The sequence below is a fragment of the Schaalia radingae genome, assembly GCF_900106055.1.
Taxonomy (GTDB): Bacteria; Actinomycetota; Actinomycetes; order Actinomycetales; family Actinomycetaceae; genus Pauljensenia; species Pauljensenia radingae_A.
This window is the reverse complement of the sequence record NZ_LT629792.1, coordinates 801,605-817,604: the sequence shown is the minus strand read 5'-3', so window position 1 is coordinate 817,604 and position 16,000 is coordinate 801,605. Positions and strand designations below refer to the sequence as shown.

The window sequence follows — 16,000 nt, the reverse complement described above, 5'->3', positions numbered from 1 at the left end:
GCCTTTTCAGGCCTCGTCGCGGCACATAAGCAGGAGTGCGCGCTGCATCATATTCTCCACCGTAATGAGATTGGGACCACCGCGCCGCACGCGTTTCACAAAGTGGACACTACGCGCCGCTGGTCAGACGCCGGTTCCCGTGCAGTTGACGTTTGAATCGACGATGCCAAACCTGTTGATGCGCACCGCGCCTGCGTCAGTTCATGCGTCAGCCGGCGCTGTTAGAACTGTTATCAGCGCGTGCGGCCTGTGCACGCCATCTGCGAGCACATGCCTGCAGACGCAGGGTGCTGATCACTGCATATACCGAGATGGGCGACAGGACGAGCGCCGGGATATACAGAGTCAACGCTGCGGCTGTTGGTACCGCGAAGTATGCCCAAGCCATGACTGGAATAAGCAACACGAATATGACCATGATGATGAACGCAAAAACCTCACGCACTCTGTTGCGTGAACGAGCAGCCAGCAGGTCGTTGCCTCCCGCATTCCATCTGTGCAGGTTCATCTTCTGACGGATGCCTGCATGATACAGCCAGGCGGCAACCGCTCCGCCCAGCAGCGTCGCGGCACAGAAGAGTGCGATGTAGGCGCCGCCGCTCAAATCAGCGGGGTGCTTGGTTACCAGCCACATCGTCAGCGGCGCAAGAAGGAATGCTCCGATCAGTCCCCCGCCCTGTGCGGCTGCTCCACGGTCATCGTTGTCTACCGTGAGATAGGCGTGATGCGTGACAGGCTCATACATCACGTAGCGACCCTCGTGCGGACCCACTGGGATCATCTGGCTCCGAGGAATGCGGCAGCTTCCCGGGCGGTTTGTGTCTTCCTTATTCACTCGAACATGATAGATCGAGGGACGTAGTGGCGCCGGTTCTTGAGCTGTTTCATGACAAGGCAACCTGGAAGGAATGCGCAGAGGCTTCGCCGGGGCCGCCCTCGTCGAAGCGACCGGGAATTCTGGCCCCGCACGCCGGACACGTCCCGTTAGCTGTCACGTCGTAGCTGATGAGGCGGTACCAGTCGCGCACGATGAGTTCGTGCCCGCAGGAGGCGCATGTGGTGGTATCCGCTTCGATGTCGTGAACATTGCCGCAGTACACGTAATGCAGCCCTTCGTCGAGTGCAATGGAGCGGGCTCGGCGCAAAGTCTCAGGTGGAGTCGGTGCAGTGGTGCGCATTTTGTGGTCAGGATGGAATGCTGAAAAATGCACAGGCACATCAGAGCCGCACTCACGCAGGATCCACCGGCACTGGCTGCGGATTTCCTCAGATGAATCATTGTGTCCAGGGATCAGCAGGGTTGTCAGTTCCAGCCAGGTGCTGTCCCGCTCAGCGACCCATGCGATCGTCTCCAGGACGTCGCGCAGGTGAGCGCCTGTCAGATGCCAGTACATGTCCTCGGTGAAGCCTTTGAGGTCAATATTTGCCGCGTCCATAGGCGCGAAGAACTCAGATCGAGCTTTCGGAGAAATGTAGCCGGCAGTCACAGCTACGGTGCGCACGCCCGCCTCGTGGCATGCCAGAGCCGTATCGATAGCATACTCGGCGTAGATCACGGGATCGTTGTACGTGAATGCGACCGCAGGAATATGATGTCTCACTGCCGCGTCTGCGACCATATGAGGCGTTGCGCGTTCGGCCAGGAGGTCCCATTGTCGAGCCGCTGAGATCTCGTGGTTCTGGCAGAACCTGCATCCCAGATTGCATCCGGCGGTACCAAATGAGAGCACAGCGGTACCAGGGTAGAAGTGCGCGAGTGGTTTCTTTTCAATGGGGTCCACGCAAAAGCCGCTGGAGCGCCCCCAGGTTGACAGCACAATGTCAGCGACGCGACGCTCCCGCACAAAGCAGTATCCACGCTGCCCATCGCGCAGTTTGCATGCACGCGGGCACAAGTCACAGCGCACTCGACCGTCATCGAGGCGTGTTTGCCAGCGTCCGGTGATCGTGTGTGCAGGTGTGGACATGGCGATGCGTGGCTTTACCGATCGGTCATGTCTGACGCACTGGCCGGCACATCACCGTCACCACCCGCGTCCTGGTCGGTGAAGGCTCGCACCGTGTAGGTTTCCACTCGGGCGTCCGGCGACCACCAGGTAGTGGGAAGGCCTGCCTTGCGTTTGAGGTGGGCGAAGAAGTCAGCTGGATCCGCAAGGTCGTCCCACACCTGTGGCAGGAACGTGGCGCGCCGAGTCGGACCGGCGATCAGGACGACCCCGTCAATTCCGGGACGCAACGATTCAAGCACCGCTTTCTCACTCAACGCCGGCAGGGCCACCGGGGCCGACAGCACCGACACCTCCACGCTGATGCTCGGATATTCAGTTGCGTCAAGGGGATCGAAACGCGGGTCGTGGAAGGCGGCTGCGAGGGCATTATGGATGACGTCGTCGTACAAAGATCCGCGCGGTGAAAGCGACCCAATGCATCCTCGCAAATGAGAGTTGATCGTCAGCGTCACAAAGCTTGCTCCTGGCTCCTGCAGCCATTCGGGCCGGTCGTGCGGTGCCGGTAGGGAGCTCATGACAATCTGGTCGGTACGTGTTCCCTGCAGCCTGAGCCGTATGGCTCCTCGCGCCAGTGGAACCAGGATGCGTCCCGCATTGTCTGGCAGTGATGTTGGCATCTGGGTCAGTCCTTTTCGTCAGTCAGTGCAAACGCTGCGTATCCGACGACACGTGCGGTGTCAGCTCCCAGGACGTCTCCGGAGTTGTGCGAGCCGAGCGTGGTGACCGTCAGGGAGTGCCTCCAGGCGTATTCGAGCAGGCCGTTCATGGGGCGGGCGCCGCAGGCCTGCTCGGGTTCAACGGGGTACTGTCCTCGTTCGATCATGTCGATGGTGCGTTGGTCGATGCGGCGCGCCTCGTCGTATGTGTGGTAGTGCGAGAGGTCTGAGCTGACTGCGATCAGCGTGGTGGGCGAGGTGAGCGCGTCGATCACGTCGGCAACTGCTGTGGGAGAGGCTTCTCCGACGTTGAGGGGCACGAGTTCGACGTCGTCTCCGAACAGTGCCGTGATGAAAGGGACCTGGACTTCCAGCGCGTGTTCATCCCGGTGGGTGTCTTCGTCGCAGTGGACAGGTTCGACGCACGTGCGCGTGGATTCGAGGATGTCACGGGTGGGGATATTGAGCATTGCAGCCGGTGTTCCGAACCGGTCCGCACCGGGCAGCGCGATTCCCCGGATGGCGACACGGTGGGTCGGGCCGAGCAGGACGATTCGTGTGGTTCGGGGGCGACTGCGCGCCGCGTACGCCCAGCCCAGCGCAGCAAGATCGCCCGAGTATCGCCAACCGGCGTGGGGCACGATGATTGCGCGTGCCGGGTGTGCCTCACTGTCTGACGGGGCGGTGTGCTGGCGGGCACGATCAATCAGCGCACTGGCAGTTGAGTCAATATCGGTTGGACTATCTGGGTAGAAGAATCCGGCGACTGCGGGGGCGCGGACGGTCAGCGAGGTATCGCGAGTGTCAGAGCCGGTCGATTCGGGCGCGGTAGACTCAGGGGCGGTGAGGTCGGGAGGTTGCGTCACACTCGTTCTCCTCTCCTAGCGTGGATGGGGCACCATCGACCCATCCACTGTATGTGATTCTAGCCTCTTGCGGGTGCCGCTTGTCACACTCCTTCCATTATGTGACAACGTTGCAGGTCACCCTCATTCCATCAGCATCAGTTAATGCACAGTCACCTGCTGTTTACCGAATAGTCATTTACTCAAAAACCGAGGCGGCCCAGCATTTTCGGATCTGACTGCCAATCTTTGGCGGTGCGCACATGCAGATCCAGGAAGACTCTGCGTCCCAGCAGCTCCTCGATTTGCTTGCGGGACTTCGTGCCGATATCACGCAGACGCGACCCGCCTCGTCCAATGATGATCGCCTTTTGGGAGTCACGTTCCACGTAGACATTGACGTGGATATCCAGCAGAGGTGGGCGCAAATCGCCCTCCTTGGCCGGACGCTCGATAATTTCTTCGACCTGCACCGCCAGGGAGTGCGGCAGCTCCTCGCGAATGCCCTCAAGCGCTGCTTCGCGAATGTATTCAGCAATGAGGGTGTCGCGGGATTCATCCGTCACGTCATCTCGCGGATACAGCGGCGCGGATTCAGGGACAGTGCGCGAGAGCACGGAAATCAATTCCTCCACCTGCTCACCTGTCTGAGCGCTGACCGGGACGATCGCTTCCCACGATCCCAGCCGGTCAATCGCCAGCAGGTGTTTCATCAGACGGTCTTTCGGCACCAGATCGATTTTCGTGGCAACTGCGATGACGGGGCGGCGCACATCAACCAGTTCGCGGGCAATAAAGCGGTCCCCCGGCCCGATCTTCTGATCGGCCGGCAGGCAGAACACCACGCAGTCCACCTCAGCCAGTGCTTCTCGGACCATGTCATTGAGGCGTTTGCCCAATAAGGTTCGAGGGCGATGGTATCCGGGCGTATCGACGATGACGAGCTGCGAGGTGTCCCTATGGACAATCCCGCGTATGTTATGGCGCGTCGTTTCAGGCCTACCTGACGTGATCGCCACTTTCTGGCCGACCATTGCGTTGGTCAACGTGGATTTTCCGACGTTGGGGCGCCCGACAACCGAAACGAATCCGGCACGAAAACCCTCCGGGTAGGTCAACGACATCAGTCCGTGCGCATCGGCAGCCTGCTCGGCTTCCTGACGTGCGTCGCGAATGCTGGCGACCTCGTCACGCACCTGTTCTTCAGAGGCGTCATCCCACTCGTCAGTGGAGTCATCCCACTGGTCATCACGGTCATTCATCGGTGTCCTCGCTCTCCGGCGTGCAGCTCAGTTCAAGCAGTTGTGATTCGTCGAGGATGCGGAAACCGTCCTCGAACGTGGTCGGCAGTGGCGACAGCGCGCAGACAACGGTGCCGACCTGACGGCGTCGCCCTCGTGCCTCCTCGGCCAGCATGTAGATGCCGTCCATTTCACCGCGAGCGCCGGGCAGCGGCACACGGTCAATCGCCTTGGTCAGCAAACCGCCGACCGAGTCCACATCATCGTCCTCGAGCTCCATGCCGAAAAGCTCGCCCAGCTCGTCGATCGGGAATCGGGACGGGACTCGCCATACCCCTTCGGCGACCTCTTCCGGCTCGATTTCGCGACGGTCATGCTCATCGGTCACTTCGCCCACGACTTCCTCGATCAGGTCTTCCAGGGTGACCAGGCCAGAGATCCCACCGTACTCGTCGACGACCAGCGCCATGTGGAAGTGCTCAGCCTGCATCTGGTGCAGCAGATCGTCAGCCGGTTTGGTCTCCACAGTAAAAACTGCCTGTCGCATCATGTGGGAAGCGGTCAGATCCTTACTGCCCGCATCATGCACCATGCGCGAAATGACGTCCTTGAAGTACAGGATGCCGCGCACGTCGTCGATATCCTCACCAATGACAGGCAAGCGGGAAAACCCTGATCGGATGAACAGTCGCAGTGCTTTGGAAGCTGGCAGATCCACGGTCGCGGTGATCATCTCGGTGCGCGGCACCATCACCTCGCGCACCACCGTGTGCCCCAGTTCAAACACGGATCGCAGCATCTCGCGATCTTCTTCTTCAAAGCCTTCTGTTTCACCAACCTGGTCGACCATTTCGCGCAGGTCGTCAGCCATTTCCTGCCGCGCTTCCGCATCGGTTTGGTTCGACTGAGGCAGGCGCTTGCGTACGAAACGGACAATGGGGTCGGCAATGTGAGAGATGGCAACCAGCCGCGACGCCAGAGGCGTTCCAACCAACGCCATGCGTTCAGGGTTACGCGTACCCAACGGTACCGGCAGCATCACCACGGCGAACAGTTCGATCAAACCCACCGCAGCGACTGCAATGATGCCGATGAGCCACCACCTCAGCGACGGGTGCACCAGCGCCAGGGTGATACCGACGGCGGCGATGACCTGCACAAACATGCGCACTGTGCGCAGGGTCAACGCGGTGCGCCTGCGCTGCGCAAGCAAGTCAACCAGTTGAGGAGCACGTTTGCGGCCTTCTTCGACAAGGTCTTCCGCGGCCGCCCTCGACAGTCGGGAAAACGCGGTTTCGATGGTGGCGAGGATTCCCGCCAGCAGCAGGCAGATCACCGATACGGCGATCAGCACTGCAACAGGAGCAGTATCCGACAGACCTGACGGGGATGGCTGGTGAGCGAAAGGAATCATGATCGTGTTGCCAGGAATGTCAGCAGGAGTTTGCGTTGCAGGGCAAACATTTCTTCCTTTTCCTCCTCCTCAGCATGGTCGTATCCCATCAGGTGCAGCATGCCGTGCGTCGCCAGCAGCAGCATCTCTTCAGCGGCAGAGTGCCCCGCTTCTTTGGCCTGTTTGTGCGCAACCTGCGGGCAGATACAGATATCCCCCAGCACACCCTCGGTGGGTTTGTCGTCGGTTCCCGGCCGCAGCTCATCCATCGGGAAGCTCATCACGTCAGTCGGTCCTTCCAGGCCGAGCCACTTGACGTGCAGATCTGCCATCGGTTCGGGATCGATGAACAAGATGTTAAGTTCAGCTGTCGTTGCCACATGCATCTGCATCAGAACGTAGTCTGCGAGTGCGGCGAATTCAGACTCGTCAATCTCACATTCCGTTTCGTTTATCACTTCAGTCATGATCATTCCTTCGTGACCTGCGGCCGCTGCGCGTCGCGGAGCGCGTGTCGGCCTGCCTGTGGGCGCGTTCTTCCCACCGGGAATACGCGTCGATGATCTGTCCGACCAGGGGGTGCCGGACGACGTCCGCGCTGGTCATGTAGCAAAATTCGACATTGTCGATATCTGTCAGAATATCCTGCACGACGTTCAGCCCCGATCGGGTTCCTCCGGGAAGGTCGATTTGGGACACGTCGCCCGTGACAACCATGTGCGAGTTAAAGCCCAGACGTGTCAGGAACATTTTCATTTGCGAGGGCGTCGTGTTCTGCGCCTCATCCAGGATTATGAAGGAGTCGTTCAGGGTGCGTCCGCGCATGTACGCCAGGGGCGCCACTTCGATTGTGCCGGCAGCCATCAGTTGCGGCAGTGCCTGTGGATCGATCATGTCATGCAGGGCGTCGTACAGGGGCCTGAGATACGGGTCGATCTTTTCAGTGAGAGATCCTGGCAGAAAGCCGAGGTTCTCCCCCGCTTCCACCGCGGGACGTGTCAGCACAACGCGCCGCACCTCGCCCGAGAGCAATGCGCGCACGGCCTGGGCCATTGCCAGGTATGTCTTACCGGTGCCGGCCGGGCCGATCCCGAAGACCACAACCGAGCGTTCAATGGCCTTGATGTAGCTGCTCTGCCCTGGGGATTGCGGGTGAATGGTGTGGCCGTCAGCAGTGACGATGTCGTCGGAAGTGTCCTGGCCGGCGCGCGGCTGAGGAGCGGTCAGCAGCCGGATGGCGTGTTCAACGCCGGGCACATCAAGCATCGTGCCGGATGCCGTGAGGTCAACCAGTTCACTTACCAGTTGAGCGGCGACGTCAATGGTTCCTGACGAACCCGTCATCGTGATGGTGCGTCCGGCGACGAAGAAACGGACGGTTGGAAAGCCGCGTTCCAGTGCGCGCAGAATCTGATCCGATGTTCCCAGCAGCTGAATGGGTTCGACATGCGATGGGATCTCGACGCGGCGGGTTGACATCGCCAGTGTCGGGTCGTTATGCGTCGTGTTTTGCTCACTCATACGCGTGTCATGCGGTGGGCCACACACTCCTTTGCATCTGCATCCATCGTGTCTCTACTTTATCGTATGGGAGGGCCTGCAACATGGGCATCCTGCCTGTCAGTAGGCGCCTCGTGACGCCATGTCGTCAGCGCGCGTATCAGCGTGATGGCAACGGGGCCGGCAGTTGAGGAGCGCAGGACGGTCGGCCCCAGAAGAACCGGGATGGCACCTGCCTCGGTCAGGGTCGCATATTCCTCATCATCGATGCCTCCTTCAGGCCCGACGATGATGGCAATGCTGCGTGGTGACGCGCCAACCGCCTTGGCGGTTCCATCCTCCCGAGGAAATGCAGACCCAGCGACCGTCAGCCCCAGTTGGCTCATAGCCTCCAGGATCGACACAGTGGCCTGTTCGTGACACACGAAGACGACATCACCATGCGAGCAGCGATCCTGAGTCCATCGGGCAAGAGCGCGCGAATCCATCGATTCCAGAACCTGTGGGATCCACGCGCGCCGTGACTGCTTAGCTGCTGCGCGCACAATGTTGATCCATTTGCTGCGTGCACGCTCTGCTTTCGACCCGGTCCACCTGACGATGGAGCGGTGTGCCTGCCACGGGATCACGCTGTCGATACCGATCTCCGTCGACGTTTCGATGGCCTGCTCATCGCGTCCACCTTTCGCCAGGGCCTGCACGAGGATCAGGTGCGGATCAGAGGCAGGTTCACACATGACGTGCTCCACCACCAGATCCAGTTCCTGACCGTTCACGGCTCGCACGCGACAGCGTGCTCGACCCCCTTCCCCATTCACAAGATCAAGCTCTTCTCCAACCTGCATGCGGCGCACCGTGGCAGCATGTTTGCCTTCGGCTCCGCCCAGGTGGACGTGGTCCCCCTCGGCAATGGTGGATAAGCCGGAATTGAGGTCGTCAGCGAAGAAGACTGGAGCGGTCATGGGTGCTCCTAGTTCGTGAACTTTTCGCGGATACGGTCAAAAACTGACTGATCGGCCCGTCGCGGCTCCACACGGTCCTCTCCACGATTGGCAGCCAGTTCTTCCAGGATTTCGCGCGAGCGCTGATCCAATTTACGTGGAATCTCCACATCAATATGGACCTGCAGGTCACCTCGGCCGGCGTCCCGGCCCGAACGCGACAAGCGCCCCACTCCCAGACCCGACAGTGTCACTGTTTCCTGCGGCTGCGTACCGGGTTTAATGGTGACTTCCTTCGCGCCATCGAGCGTGTCCAGCTCGAACACGGTGCCCAGCGCCGCCGTGGTCATCGGAATGGTGACCCACGTGTGAAGGTCATCGCCTCGGCGCGTGAAAATCGGGTGCTTCTTTTCACGCACCTCAAGGTAGAGGTCTCCTGCGGGACCACCTCCCATGCCGACATCGCCACGGCCACTCATGCGGATACGGGTTCCCGTTGTCACACCCACAGGAATATCCACCTTCATCGAGCGGCGCGTGCGCACCCTGCCGTCACCGGAACATTCCGAGCAGGGCTGGTCGATTATGGAACCGTGTCCGCCACAGTCCGGGCACGGGCTTTGCGTGCGGATGACGCCCAGCAGTGAACGCTGCATCCGGGTCACGCTGCCCGACCCGTGGCACCCTGAGCAGGCGCGCGGCTGAGTGCCCGGCTCGCAGCACGAACCTTCACATCGCGCACACAGCACATAGGTATCCACTTCGATGTTCTTGGTGACACCGAAGGTAGCTTCTTCCAGGGTAACGTCAATGGTCAACAGCTGGTCTGAGCCATGTGTGGCACGCGAGGCCGGCCCGCCTGATGAGGCGAATCCTCCCCCGCCGAACATAGTGTCGAAGATGTCGGAGAAGTCGAATGGCATACCGCCACCGCCAAACCCGTAGCCGCCTGCTCCACCCCCGTGCACAGCTTCAGGTCCACCGAGGTCATACATTTGGCGCTTGTCAGGGTTTGACAGTGTTTCGTAGGCAACTGAAAGTTCCTTGAAGGCTTCTTCGGAATCAGGCCCGGCGTAGTCAGGATGCAGTTGTCGAGCCTTCCTGCGATAGGCCTTCTTGATCTCTTCCGGTGAGGCATCCCTCGAGACGCCCAGGATCTCGTAGTAGTCGTTCACTCGATTCAATTCCCTCGTTGTTTCGACAAGCGTTGTTCCGACAAGCAGCTCGCGCCGGACATGCCAGTGTGGCAGATGTGTGCACTCATGACGCTAGGTATTTCGACAAGTAGGACGCAACTGCCCTGACGGTTGACATCGTGCGCCCGTAGTCCATGCGCGTCGGACCGATGACACCGAGGTGCGCGACCGCTCCGCTGGACGTCCCGTACGTTCCCGATATGACGGATGTTTCCGCGAACGCTCCGTCAGGGTTTTCCGTCCCGATCGACACATGCACGTCACCGCTGGAATGTTCCTCGTCCAATTCTGACAGCAATCGCAACAGCACCACATGTTCTTCGAGGGCGTCCAACAGCGCGCCGATATCGGTGAAATCCACATGTGAACGCGTCAGGTGGGACATCCCCGCGATGACGACGCGCGATTCAGCTGCTGTGGGATGCAGCAGTTCCGTCAGTGCACTGCACACCGCCTCGACGAAGTTCTGATGCCCGCTTGGAGCCTGATTCCTGATCTCATCAACGATGGTACGCACCTTGTCGGCAGTGTGGTTCTCGCATTCGTCGTTGAGCTTTTCGCGCAGAAATGAGATGACATGTGGGGGAACCTGCTGGGGGAATTCCAGCATGCGTTCTTCCACGCGTCCTTCGTTCGTAATGACGATCAGCAAGACTCGATGCGGTGCGAGGTCAACCAGTTCGACTCGGAGCAGTGTGGACGTGGACAGCGAAGGGTACTGGACAACCGCGACCTGCCTGGTGACTTGCGCAAGCAGTCGAACAGTCCTGTTCACGACGTCTTCGAGGTCAACGCACTGGCCGAGGAAAGTCTCAATCGCCCGCTTCTCGGGTGCGCTCATCGGTTTGATCTCAGAGAGCGTGTCGACGAAGAGGCGGTAGCCCTTTTCAGTGGGAACTCGCCCGGCAGAGGTGTGAGGCTGGTAGATCAGATCATTTTCTTCCAGCACAGCCATGTCGTTGCGAATGGTTGCCGGTGAAACGCCTAAATCCTGCGTTGCGGCGATCATTTTCGAGCCGACGGGTTCGCGGGTGTGGACGTACTGGGACACGATCGCACGCAAGACGTCGAGCCTGCGATCAGTGGCCATGTTGTGTCCTTTCCACGATCCGTTCTGTGGTGGTGCTGTGGCACGTCCATGTCTGCGACACAAACGCCACATTTGGCACTCACCCTGTCTGAGTGCCAATCCTACTCCGTTCAGGTGATTTCCTCTCACCGGCTGCGGTGGAAAATCCGCGTCTATTGCTCAGGGCGTACATGCGTTCCCACGGCGCATTGTCGGCTAGAGCGTTCCCTGCGCGGTCACAAAATCAATGAGCTCTTCAACCCTGCCAAGCAGTGCCGGCTCGAGGTCACGATAGTCGCGCACAGTGCGCAAGATTCGTCGCCACCCCTGCGCAATATCAGCCTGCGAGGCATGAGGCCAGCCCAGCGCCTGAAGGGTTCCCATTTTGATGTCAACGGATCGCGGGATCACCGGCCACGTGTCGAATCCAACACGCGCCGGCTTGACCGCCTGCCAGATATCAACGAACGGGTGCCCAACAATGAGGACGCTGTCCCCCCACCGCTGCTGCACGCTGTGAGCGATACGGGATTCCTTCGAACCGGACACCATGTGATCGACCAGTATTCCTGCACGTGCGTGAGGCGTGGGCGAAAACTCTTCCAGAACGGCTTCCAGGTTATCGACTCCTTCGAGCAGTTCGACCACAACCCCTACATCTGCCAGGTCATCACCCCACACGTATTGGACCAGGTCAGCATCGTGGCGCCCTTCGACCCAGATTCGTGACTGGCGAGCCACACGCGGATGCGTGCGCGCCGATTCTTCCGGGCGGGCGCGTCGCGACCCAGAATTGGTCACCGCCCGCCCACTGGCGGACACCGATCCTGCGTTCTGAGGCGTCGCCTGCGCGCGAGGCAATGGCGGCAGGGCAATAATCGGTCGGCCATCGAGCCAGAATCCACCGCCCAGGGGAAAGCTGCGGCGTCTCCCTCGTCGATCTTCCAACTCGATCACGTAGATCCCTGCGGATTTTTCAGTCCGGATGACCGCGCCCACGAATCCGGTGGTGACATCTTCGAGGACCATGCCAGGTTCAACGTGGACCTCTCGCGAGCGCGGGCGATGCGCGTCGGGACCATCGCGATGCGGGTCAAACTCGAAGATATTTGTGCCATACGGGTCATCCATCACCCGGCTATTGTACGGGCGAAAAAGATGCGCCTAGTCAGTGAGCTCGCGCGTCACGTAATCAGCCAGAAGCCTGCCACGCAGGGTCAGTGCGATGTGGCCACGCTCCAGCGCCTCTGAGTCCAGCAGGCCTTCGTCACGCAGACGGTGACAGGTTTGCGATGCGTTCTCCCTGCCCGCGTGAGCGGCAACATCGCCTAGCGCGATGCCATCTGACGTGCGCACTCTCAACAGGACGCGCTCCAGGTAACGCGTCTGGTCATCGAGGATTTCACCGGCGGCGGCCGGTGACTGCGCGGATCGAAGGCGACCAGCCCAGGCACGCGGGTGTTTGACGTTCCACCAGCGGGCGCGCCCGATATGCGAATGGGCACCGGGGCCAAAGCCCCACCAGTTCCAGTCGCGCCAGTAGGCCAGGTTGTGACGGGACGCGTGCCGCAGTTCGGTGGCTGGAAGCCCTGCTTCATCTGCTTCTTCGCGAGCAAAGTTCGAGATCTCGTACCAGCGGTATCCGGCGCTGCGTATCATCTGGTCGAGCAGTTCATACTTGTCGGCTTCGTCATCCGGATCAGGCATGGGCAGCTGCCCGTGAGCAACCTGCGCCGCCATCTTGGTGCCGTCCTCAATGACCAGTGCGTAGGCACTGATGTGGTCGGGCTGCAGGTCGCACGCTGCCTGCACTGTTGTGGCCCAGTCATCGAGTGATTCACCCGGCGTGCCGTAGATGATGTCAACGGATACGTCCAGTCCTGCTGCGCGCGCCCACTCGATCACCTGGCCGACACGTTCGGGGCGGTGCTGACGATCCAGGGTGTGCAAGATTCGCGGAACTGCGCTTTGCATACCCACCGACAGTCGTGTCACCCCGGCATCTGCAAGCCTCTTGACAGACTGCTCGTCAACGGTTTCCGGGTTTGCCTCGCAGGTAACCTCTGCACCTTGGGCAATTCCGATTCGGTCTGCGAGGTCGTGCAGCATACGCGCGTGGGCACTGGTGTCCAGCATGGTGGGCGTGCCGCCGCCGAAGAAGACGGTGCGTGCAGGTGTCTGTCCCAGCCCCGCCTCGTCCAGCACGCGTGCCGCCAAAGAGATTTCACTGCTGACACTGTCCGCGTACGTATCGCGGTCGGCCCCCGGACCGAACCCAACAGTGTAGGTGTTGAAGTCACAGTACCCGCACCTCACGCGGCAAAAAGGTACGTGGACGTAAATGCTGAGGGGTCGGTGAAGCTCGGGCTGCGCGTTTTCAGAGCTGATAGCGCCAGATTGTGGCCAGCGCATTCCGTCGGGCAGCTGCGGGCTCACTGCTGGGGGTTTTCGCTCGCGGGCTGTGTGCGTGGCAGTCGAGGCTCCCGGATCGCTTCGATGTCGTGTGCATGGCGTTCGTCGTGGATGCCGCGGGATTCGAAGTGGGTGAGCACGCGCCCTTCCCACCGCGGTGCGAATCCCCCGCGCTCCCCCTCGGGGTCATTGGGGTCCGCCCGTTCGCCTTCATACGGATTGACGAGGACGTCGCACGCCTCGACGACATCACGCATTTGCCATGCGTAATCGTCCCAATCCGTTGCCAGGCGCCACACTCCCCCGTCTTTGAGGATTCTGGCGATCTCCAGGGCGAACTGGTCGTTGACGATGCGGCGCTTGCGGTGACGCGCCTTGCGCCACGGGTCTGGGAAGAATGTCCACACCTCGTCGGCAATCGCACTGTCCAGGGTGATCGGGATCGCCTGGGCGGCGTCAGCTTCGACGACGCGAATGTTCTCAACTCCGGCGCTGACTGCTCGTGAAACGAGTTTGGCAATACCCGGTTGCCAGACTTCAAATGCCAGAAAGTTGTGGTCGGGCCAGCGATCTGCCGCCGAGACGATCTGCTCGCCGACGCCCGGTCCGATCTCGACAACCAGTGGCGCCTCGCGCCCGAACAGTTCAGTGGGCGCCAGGTGGAAGTCGGATGCGACAGTGGTGTATCCCTGTGAGCGCTTAACGGGCACAACGAAACGGTCACCATGCTTGTCCATCGTGCGCTGCAGCGATTCGGTCAGGCGACGCGAGCGACGCGTGAAGGACTTCGTGCGGGCACGGTACACACCGTTTTCCTCGTCGTGGCGGTCGGATGAATCCAGCACTGACTTGCGGGCTCGATGTACACGGTTCATCGGCCGGTCACTGCTTCTTTCCTGTGGGCACATCTGACGTCAAAGCCGCAATGAATGCCTCCTGCGGCACGTCGACACGCCCGATGGACTTCATGCGCTTCTTACCGGCTTTTTGCTTCTCCAGCAGCTTGCGCTTACGGGTGATGTCACCGCCGTAGCACTTGGCCAGCATGTCCTTGCGCAGGGCTCGGATCGTTTCACGCGCGATGATGCGCGCACCGATAGCAGCCTGCACGGGGATTTCAAATTGCTGGCGTGGAATGAGTTCCTTGAGGCGCTTCGTCATCTTCAGCCCATAGGCGTAGGCCGCATCTCGGTGGACGATGGCGCTGAACGCATCGACCTTTTCACCGTTGAGTAACACATCGACTTTGACGAGGTCAGCGCTTTGCTGCCCGGCATCGTGGTAGTCCAGCGAGGCGTACCCTCGGGTGCGGGACTTGAGCTGGTCGAAGAAGTCGAACACGATTTCAGCCAGTGGAAGCTTGTAGCGAATTTCGACGCGCTCAGGCGACAGGTACTCCATCCCTTCGAGGGTTCCGCGCCGCTCCTGACACAGCTCCATGACCGCGCCGATGAAGTCTGACGGGGTGAGCACGGTGGCGTCCACGATCGGCTCACGCACTTCTGCCACTTTACCGTCCGGGAAAGTCGAGGGGTTGTCGACACGAATGCGGGTACCATCTTCTGCGACCGCTTCGTAGACCACGTTGGGTGCGGTCGCGATCAACGACAGGTCGAATTCGCGTTCGAGGCGTTCACGCACAATTTCCAGGTGCAGCAGTCCGAGGAAGCCACAGCGGAAACCGAAGCCCAGCGCCGCTGAGCTTTCCGGTTCGAATGTCAGTGCTGCATCGTTGAGCTGGAGGCGTTCGAGTGCTTCACGCAGGTTAGGAAAGTCTGTTCCGTCCACCGGGTAGATGCCGGAGAACACCATCGGACGAGGATCCTGGTAACCCGATAGCGGCTGGTCGGCTCCGCGCACCGATTCGGTTACTGTGTCGCCGACTTTAGATTGGCGCACATCCTTCACGCCTGTGATCAGGTATCCGACTTCGCCAGCTCCAATTCCGTCGGTAGGCGTGGGGTCTGGTGAGATGACACCAATTTCGAGCAGTTCGTGGGTGGAGCCTGTGGCCATCATTTTCACTTTTGTACGCGAGGACAATGAGCCATCCACGACGCGCACATACGTCACGACACCGCGGTACACGTCGTACACGGAGTCAAAAATCATGGCTCGTGTGGGAGCATCCGGGTCGCCACTTGGCGGTGCCACCAGGTTCACGATCGCGTTGAGCAGTTCTTCGACGCCTTCGCCTGTCTTGCCGGAAACGCGCAGAACTTCACTGGCGTCCACACCAATGAGCTGGGCAATTTCGTCGGCGTACTTATCGGGTTGGGCGCTGGGCAGGTCGATCTTGTTGAGTACAGGGATGATCGTCAGGTCGTTTTCCATTGCGAGGTACAGGTTCGCCAGGGTCTGCGCTTCAATGCCCTGAGCTGCGTCGACCAGCAGCACTGCGCCTTCGCAGGCAGCGAGGGATCGGGAAACCTCGTACGAAAAATCGACGTGGCCAGGGGTGTCGATCATGTTAAGCGCGTAGCCGGTGCCGTCAACAACCCACGGCATGCGCACAGCCTGAGACTTGATGGTGATGCCGCGTTCGCGTTCGATGTCCATGCGGTCCAGGTACTGGTCGCGCATATCGCGCTGCTCGACGACGCCAGTCAGTTGCAGCATCCTGTCAGCCAGGGTGGATTTGCCGTGGTCGATGTGGGCGATAATGCAGAAGTTTCGAATCCGATTCTGCGGGGTATGCGCCGGAAGAATCGACTGGCGTACTGCATCAGTCAAACTAG

15 protein-coding genes are annotated in these 16,000 nt (G+C 60.4%); all 15 read right to left on the bottom strand.

Annotated features, from left to right (window positions below; all coding sequences use genetic code 11):
* Window positions 1-208: 208 nt before the first annotated feature.
* Window positions 209-835 carry a hypothetical protein gene (locus BLT69_RS03570; protein WP_154955694.1) on the bottom strand — a complete coding sequence of 209 codons (627 nt, stop codon included), beginning with the start codon at window positions 833-835 and terminating at the stop codon, window positions 209-211.
* A gap of 49 nt (window positions 836-884) precedes the next feature.
* On the bottom strand, window positions 885-1,967 hold the full coding sequence (amrS, locus tag BLT69_RS03565; protein ID WP_092648433.1) for an AmmeMemoRadiSam system radical SAM enzyme: 1,083 nt from the start codon (window positions 1,965-1,967) through the stop codon (window positions 885-887).
* A 14-nt stretch (window positions 1,968-1,981) separates the two neighbouring features.
* On the bottom strand, window positions 1,982-2,626 hold the full coding sequence (gene amrA, locus BLT69_RS03560; protein ID WP_092648432.1) for an AmmeMemoRadiSam system protein A: 645 nt from the start codon (window positions 2,624-2,626) through the stop codon (window positions 1,982-1,984).
* Window positions 2,627-2,631: 5 nt separating this feature from the next.
* The gene (gene amrB, locus BLT69_RS03555) at window positions 2,632-3,531 is read right to left on the bottom strand and encodes an AmmeMemoRadiSam system protein B (RefSeq protein WP_092648431.1); all 900 of its coding nucleotides are present in this window, start codon (window positions 3,529-3,531) and stop codon (window positions 2,632-2,634) included.
* Between the two features lie 182 nt (window positions 3,532-3,713).
* Entirely contained in the window at window positions 3,714-4,772 is a 1,059-nt protein-coding gene (gene era / locus BLT69_RS03550; protein WP_074026149.1) for a GTPase Era, read from the bottom strand.
* A complete protein-coding gene (locus tag BLT69_RS03545) occupies window positions 4,765-6,165 on the bottom strand; it encodes a hemolysin family protein (RefSeq protein ID WP_070727506.1) in 1,401 nt (466 codons plus the stop codon). Before BLT69_RS03545 ends, era begins: the two co-directional genes overlap by 8 nt.
* Window positions 6,162-6,611, bottom strand: coding sequence for an rRNA maturation RNase YbeY (gene ybeY, locus BLT69_RS03540; protein ID WP_058236385.1), 450 nt, complete (start codon window positions 6,609-6,611; stop codon window positions 6,162-6,164). Before ybeY ends, BLT69_RS03545 begins: the two co-directional genes overlap by 4 nt.
* Window positions 6,604-7,665 (bottom strand): PhoH family protein, encoded by a 1,062-nt coding sequence (locus tag BLT69_RS03535; protein WP_058236384.1) that lies wholly within the window; start codon window positions 7,663-7,665, stop codon window positions 6,604-6,606. Before BLT69_RS03535 ends, ybeY begins: the two co-directional genes overlap by 8 nt.
* A 59-nt stretch (window positions 7,666-7,724) precedes the next feature.
* Entirely contained in the window at window positions 7,725-8,606 is an 882-nt protein-coding gene (locus tag BLT69_RS03530) for a 16S rRNA (uracil(1498)-N(3))-methyltransferase (protein ID WP_092648430.1), read from the bottom strand.
* Between the two features lie 8 nt (window positions 8,607-8,614).
* Window positions 8,615-9,760 carry a molecular chaperone DnaJ gene (gene dnaJ, locus BLT69_RS03525; protein WP_092648429.1) on the bottom strand — a complete coding sequence of 382 codons (1,146 nt, stop codon included), beginning with the start codon at window positions 9,758-9,760 and terminating at the stop codon, window positions 8,615-8,617.
* Between the two features lie 85 nt (window positions 9,761-9,845).
* Window positions 9,846-10,871, bottom strand: coding sequence for a heat-inducible transcriptional repressor HrcA (gene hrcA, locus BLT69_RS03520; protein ID WP_092648428.1), 1,026 nt, complete (start codon window positions 10,869-10,871; stop codon window positions 9,846-9,848).
* A 195-nt stretch (window positions 10,872-11,066) separates the two neighbouring features.
* Window positions 11,067-11,981 carry a DUF3097 family protein gene (locus tag BLT69_RS03515; protein WP_092648427.1) on the bottom strand — a complete coding sequence of 305 codons (915 nt, stop codon included), beginning with the start codon at window positions 11,979-11,981 and terminating at the stop codon, window positions 11,067-11,069.
* Between the two features lie 33 nt (window positions 11,982-12,014).
* Entirely contained in the window at window positions 12,015-13,286 is a 1,272-nt protein-coding gene (gene hemW / locus BLT69_RS03510; RefSeq protein ID WP_092648426.1) for a radical SAM family heme chaperone HemW, read from the bottom strand.
* Entirely contained in the window at window positions 13,283-14,137 is an 855-nt protein-coding gene (gene trmB / locus BLT69_RS03505; RefSeq protein WP_092648425.1) for a tRNA (guanosine(46)-N7)-methyltransferase TrmB, read from the bottom strand. The genes hemW and trmB overlap by 4 nt, the downstream gene beginning before the upstream one ends.
* Window positions 14,138-14,144: 7 nt before the next feature.
* Window positions 14,145-15,995, bottom strand: a complete 1,851-nt coding sequence (gene lepA / locus BLT69_RS03500) for a translation elongation factor 4 (protein ID WP_371935798.1) — start codon at window positions 15,993-15,995, stop codon at window positions 14,145-14,147.
* Between the last annotated feature and the right edge of the window lie 5 nt (window positions 15,996-16,000).

Bases quoted from the DNA above. Each gene is read 5' to 3' on its own strand.
- era (WP_074026149.1), bottom strand. From the start codon at position 4,772: ATGAATGACCGTGATGACCAGTGGGATGACTCCACTGACGAGTGGGAT.
- BLT69_RS03515 (WP_092648427.1), bottom strand. From the start codon at position 11,981: ATGGATGACCCGTATGGCACAAATATCTTCGAGTTTGACCCGCATCGC.
- hrcA (WP_092648428.1), bottom strand. From the start codon at position 10,871: ATGGCCACTGATCGCAGGCTCGACGTCTTGCGTGCGATCGTGTCCCAG.
- ybeY (WP_058236385.1), bottom strand. From the start codon at position 6,611: ATGACTGAAGTGATAAACGAAACGGAATGTGAGATTGACGAGTCTGAA.
- BLT69_RS03545 (WP_070727506.1), bottom strand. From the start codon at position 6,165: ATGATTCCTTTCGCTCACCAGCCATCCCCGTCAGGTCTGTCGGATACT.
- amrS (WP_092648433.1), bottom strand. From the start codon at position 1,967: ATGTCCACACCTGCACACACGATCACCGGACGCTGGCAAACACGCCTC.
- BLT69_RS03530 (WP_092648430.1), bottom strand. From the start codon at position 8,606: ATGACCGCTCCAGTCTTCTTCGCTGACGACCTCAATTCCGGCTTATCC.
- amrA (WP_092648432.1), bottom strand. From the start codon at position 2,626: ATGCCAACATCACTGCCAGACAATGCGGGACGCATCCTGGTTCCACTG.
- trmB (WP_092648425.1), bottom strand. From the start codon at position 14,137: ATGAACCGTGTACATCGAGCCCGCAAGTCAGTGCTGGATTCATCCGAC.
- BLT69_RS03535 (WP_058236384.1), bottom strand. From the start codon at position 7,665: ATGAGTGAGCAAAACACGACGCATAACGACCCGACACTGGCGATGTCA.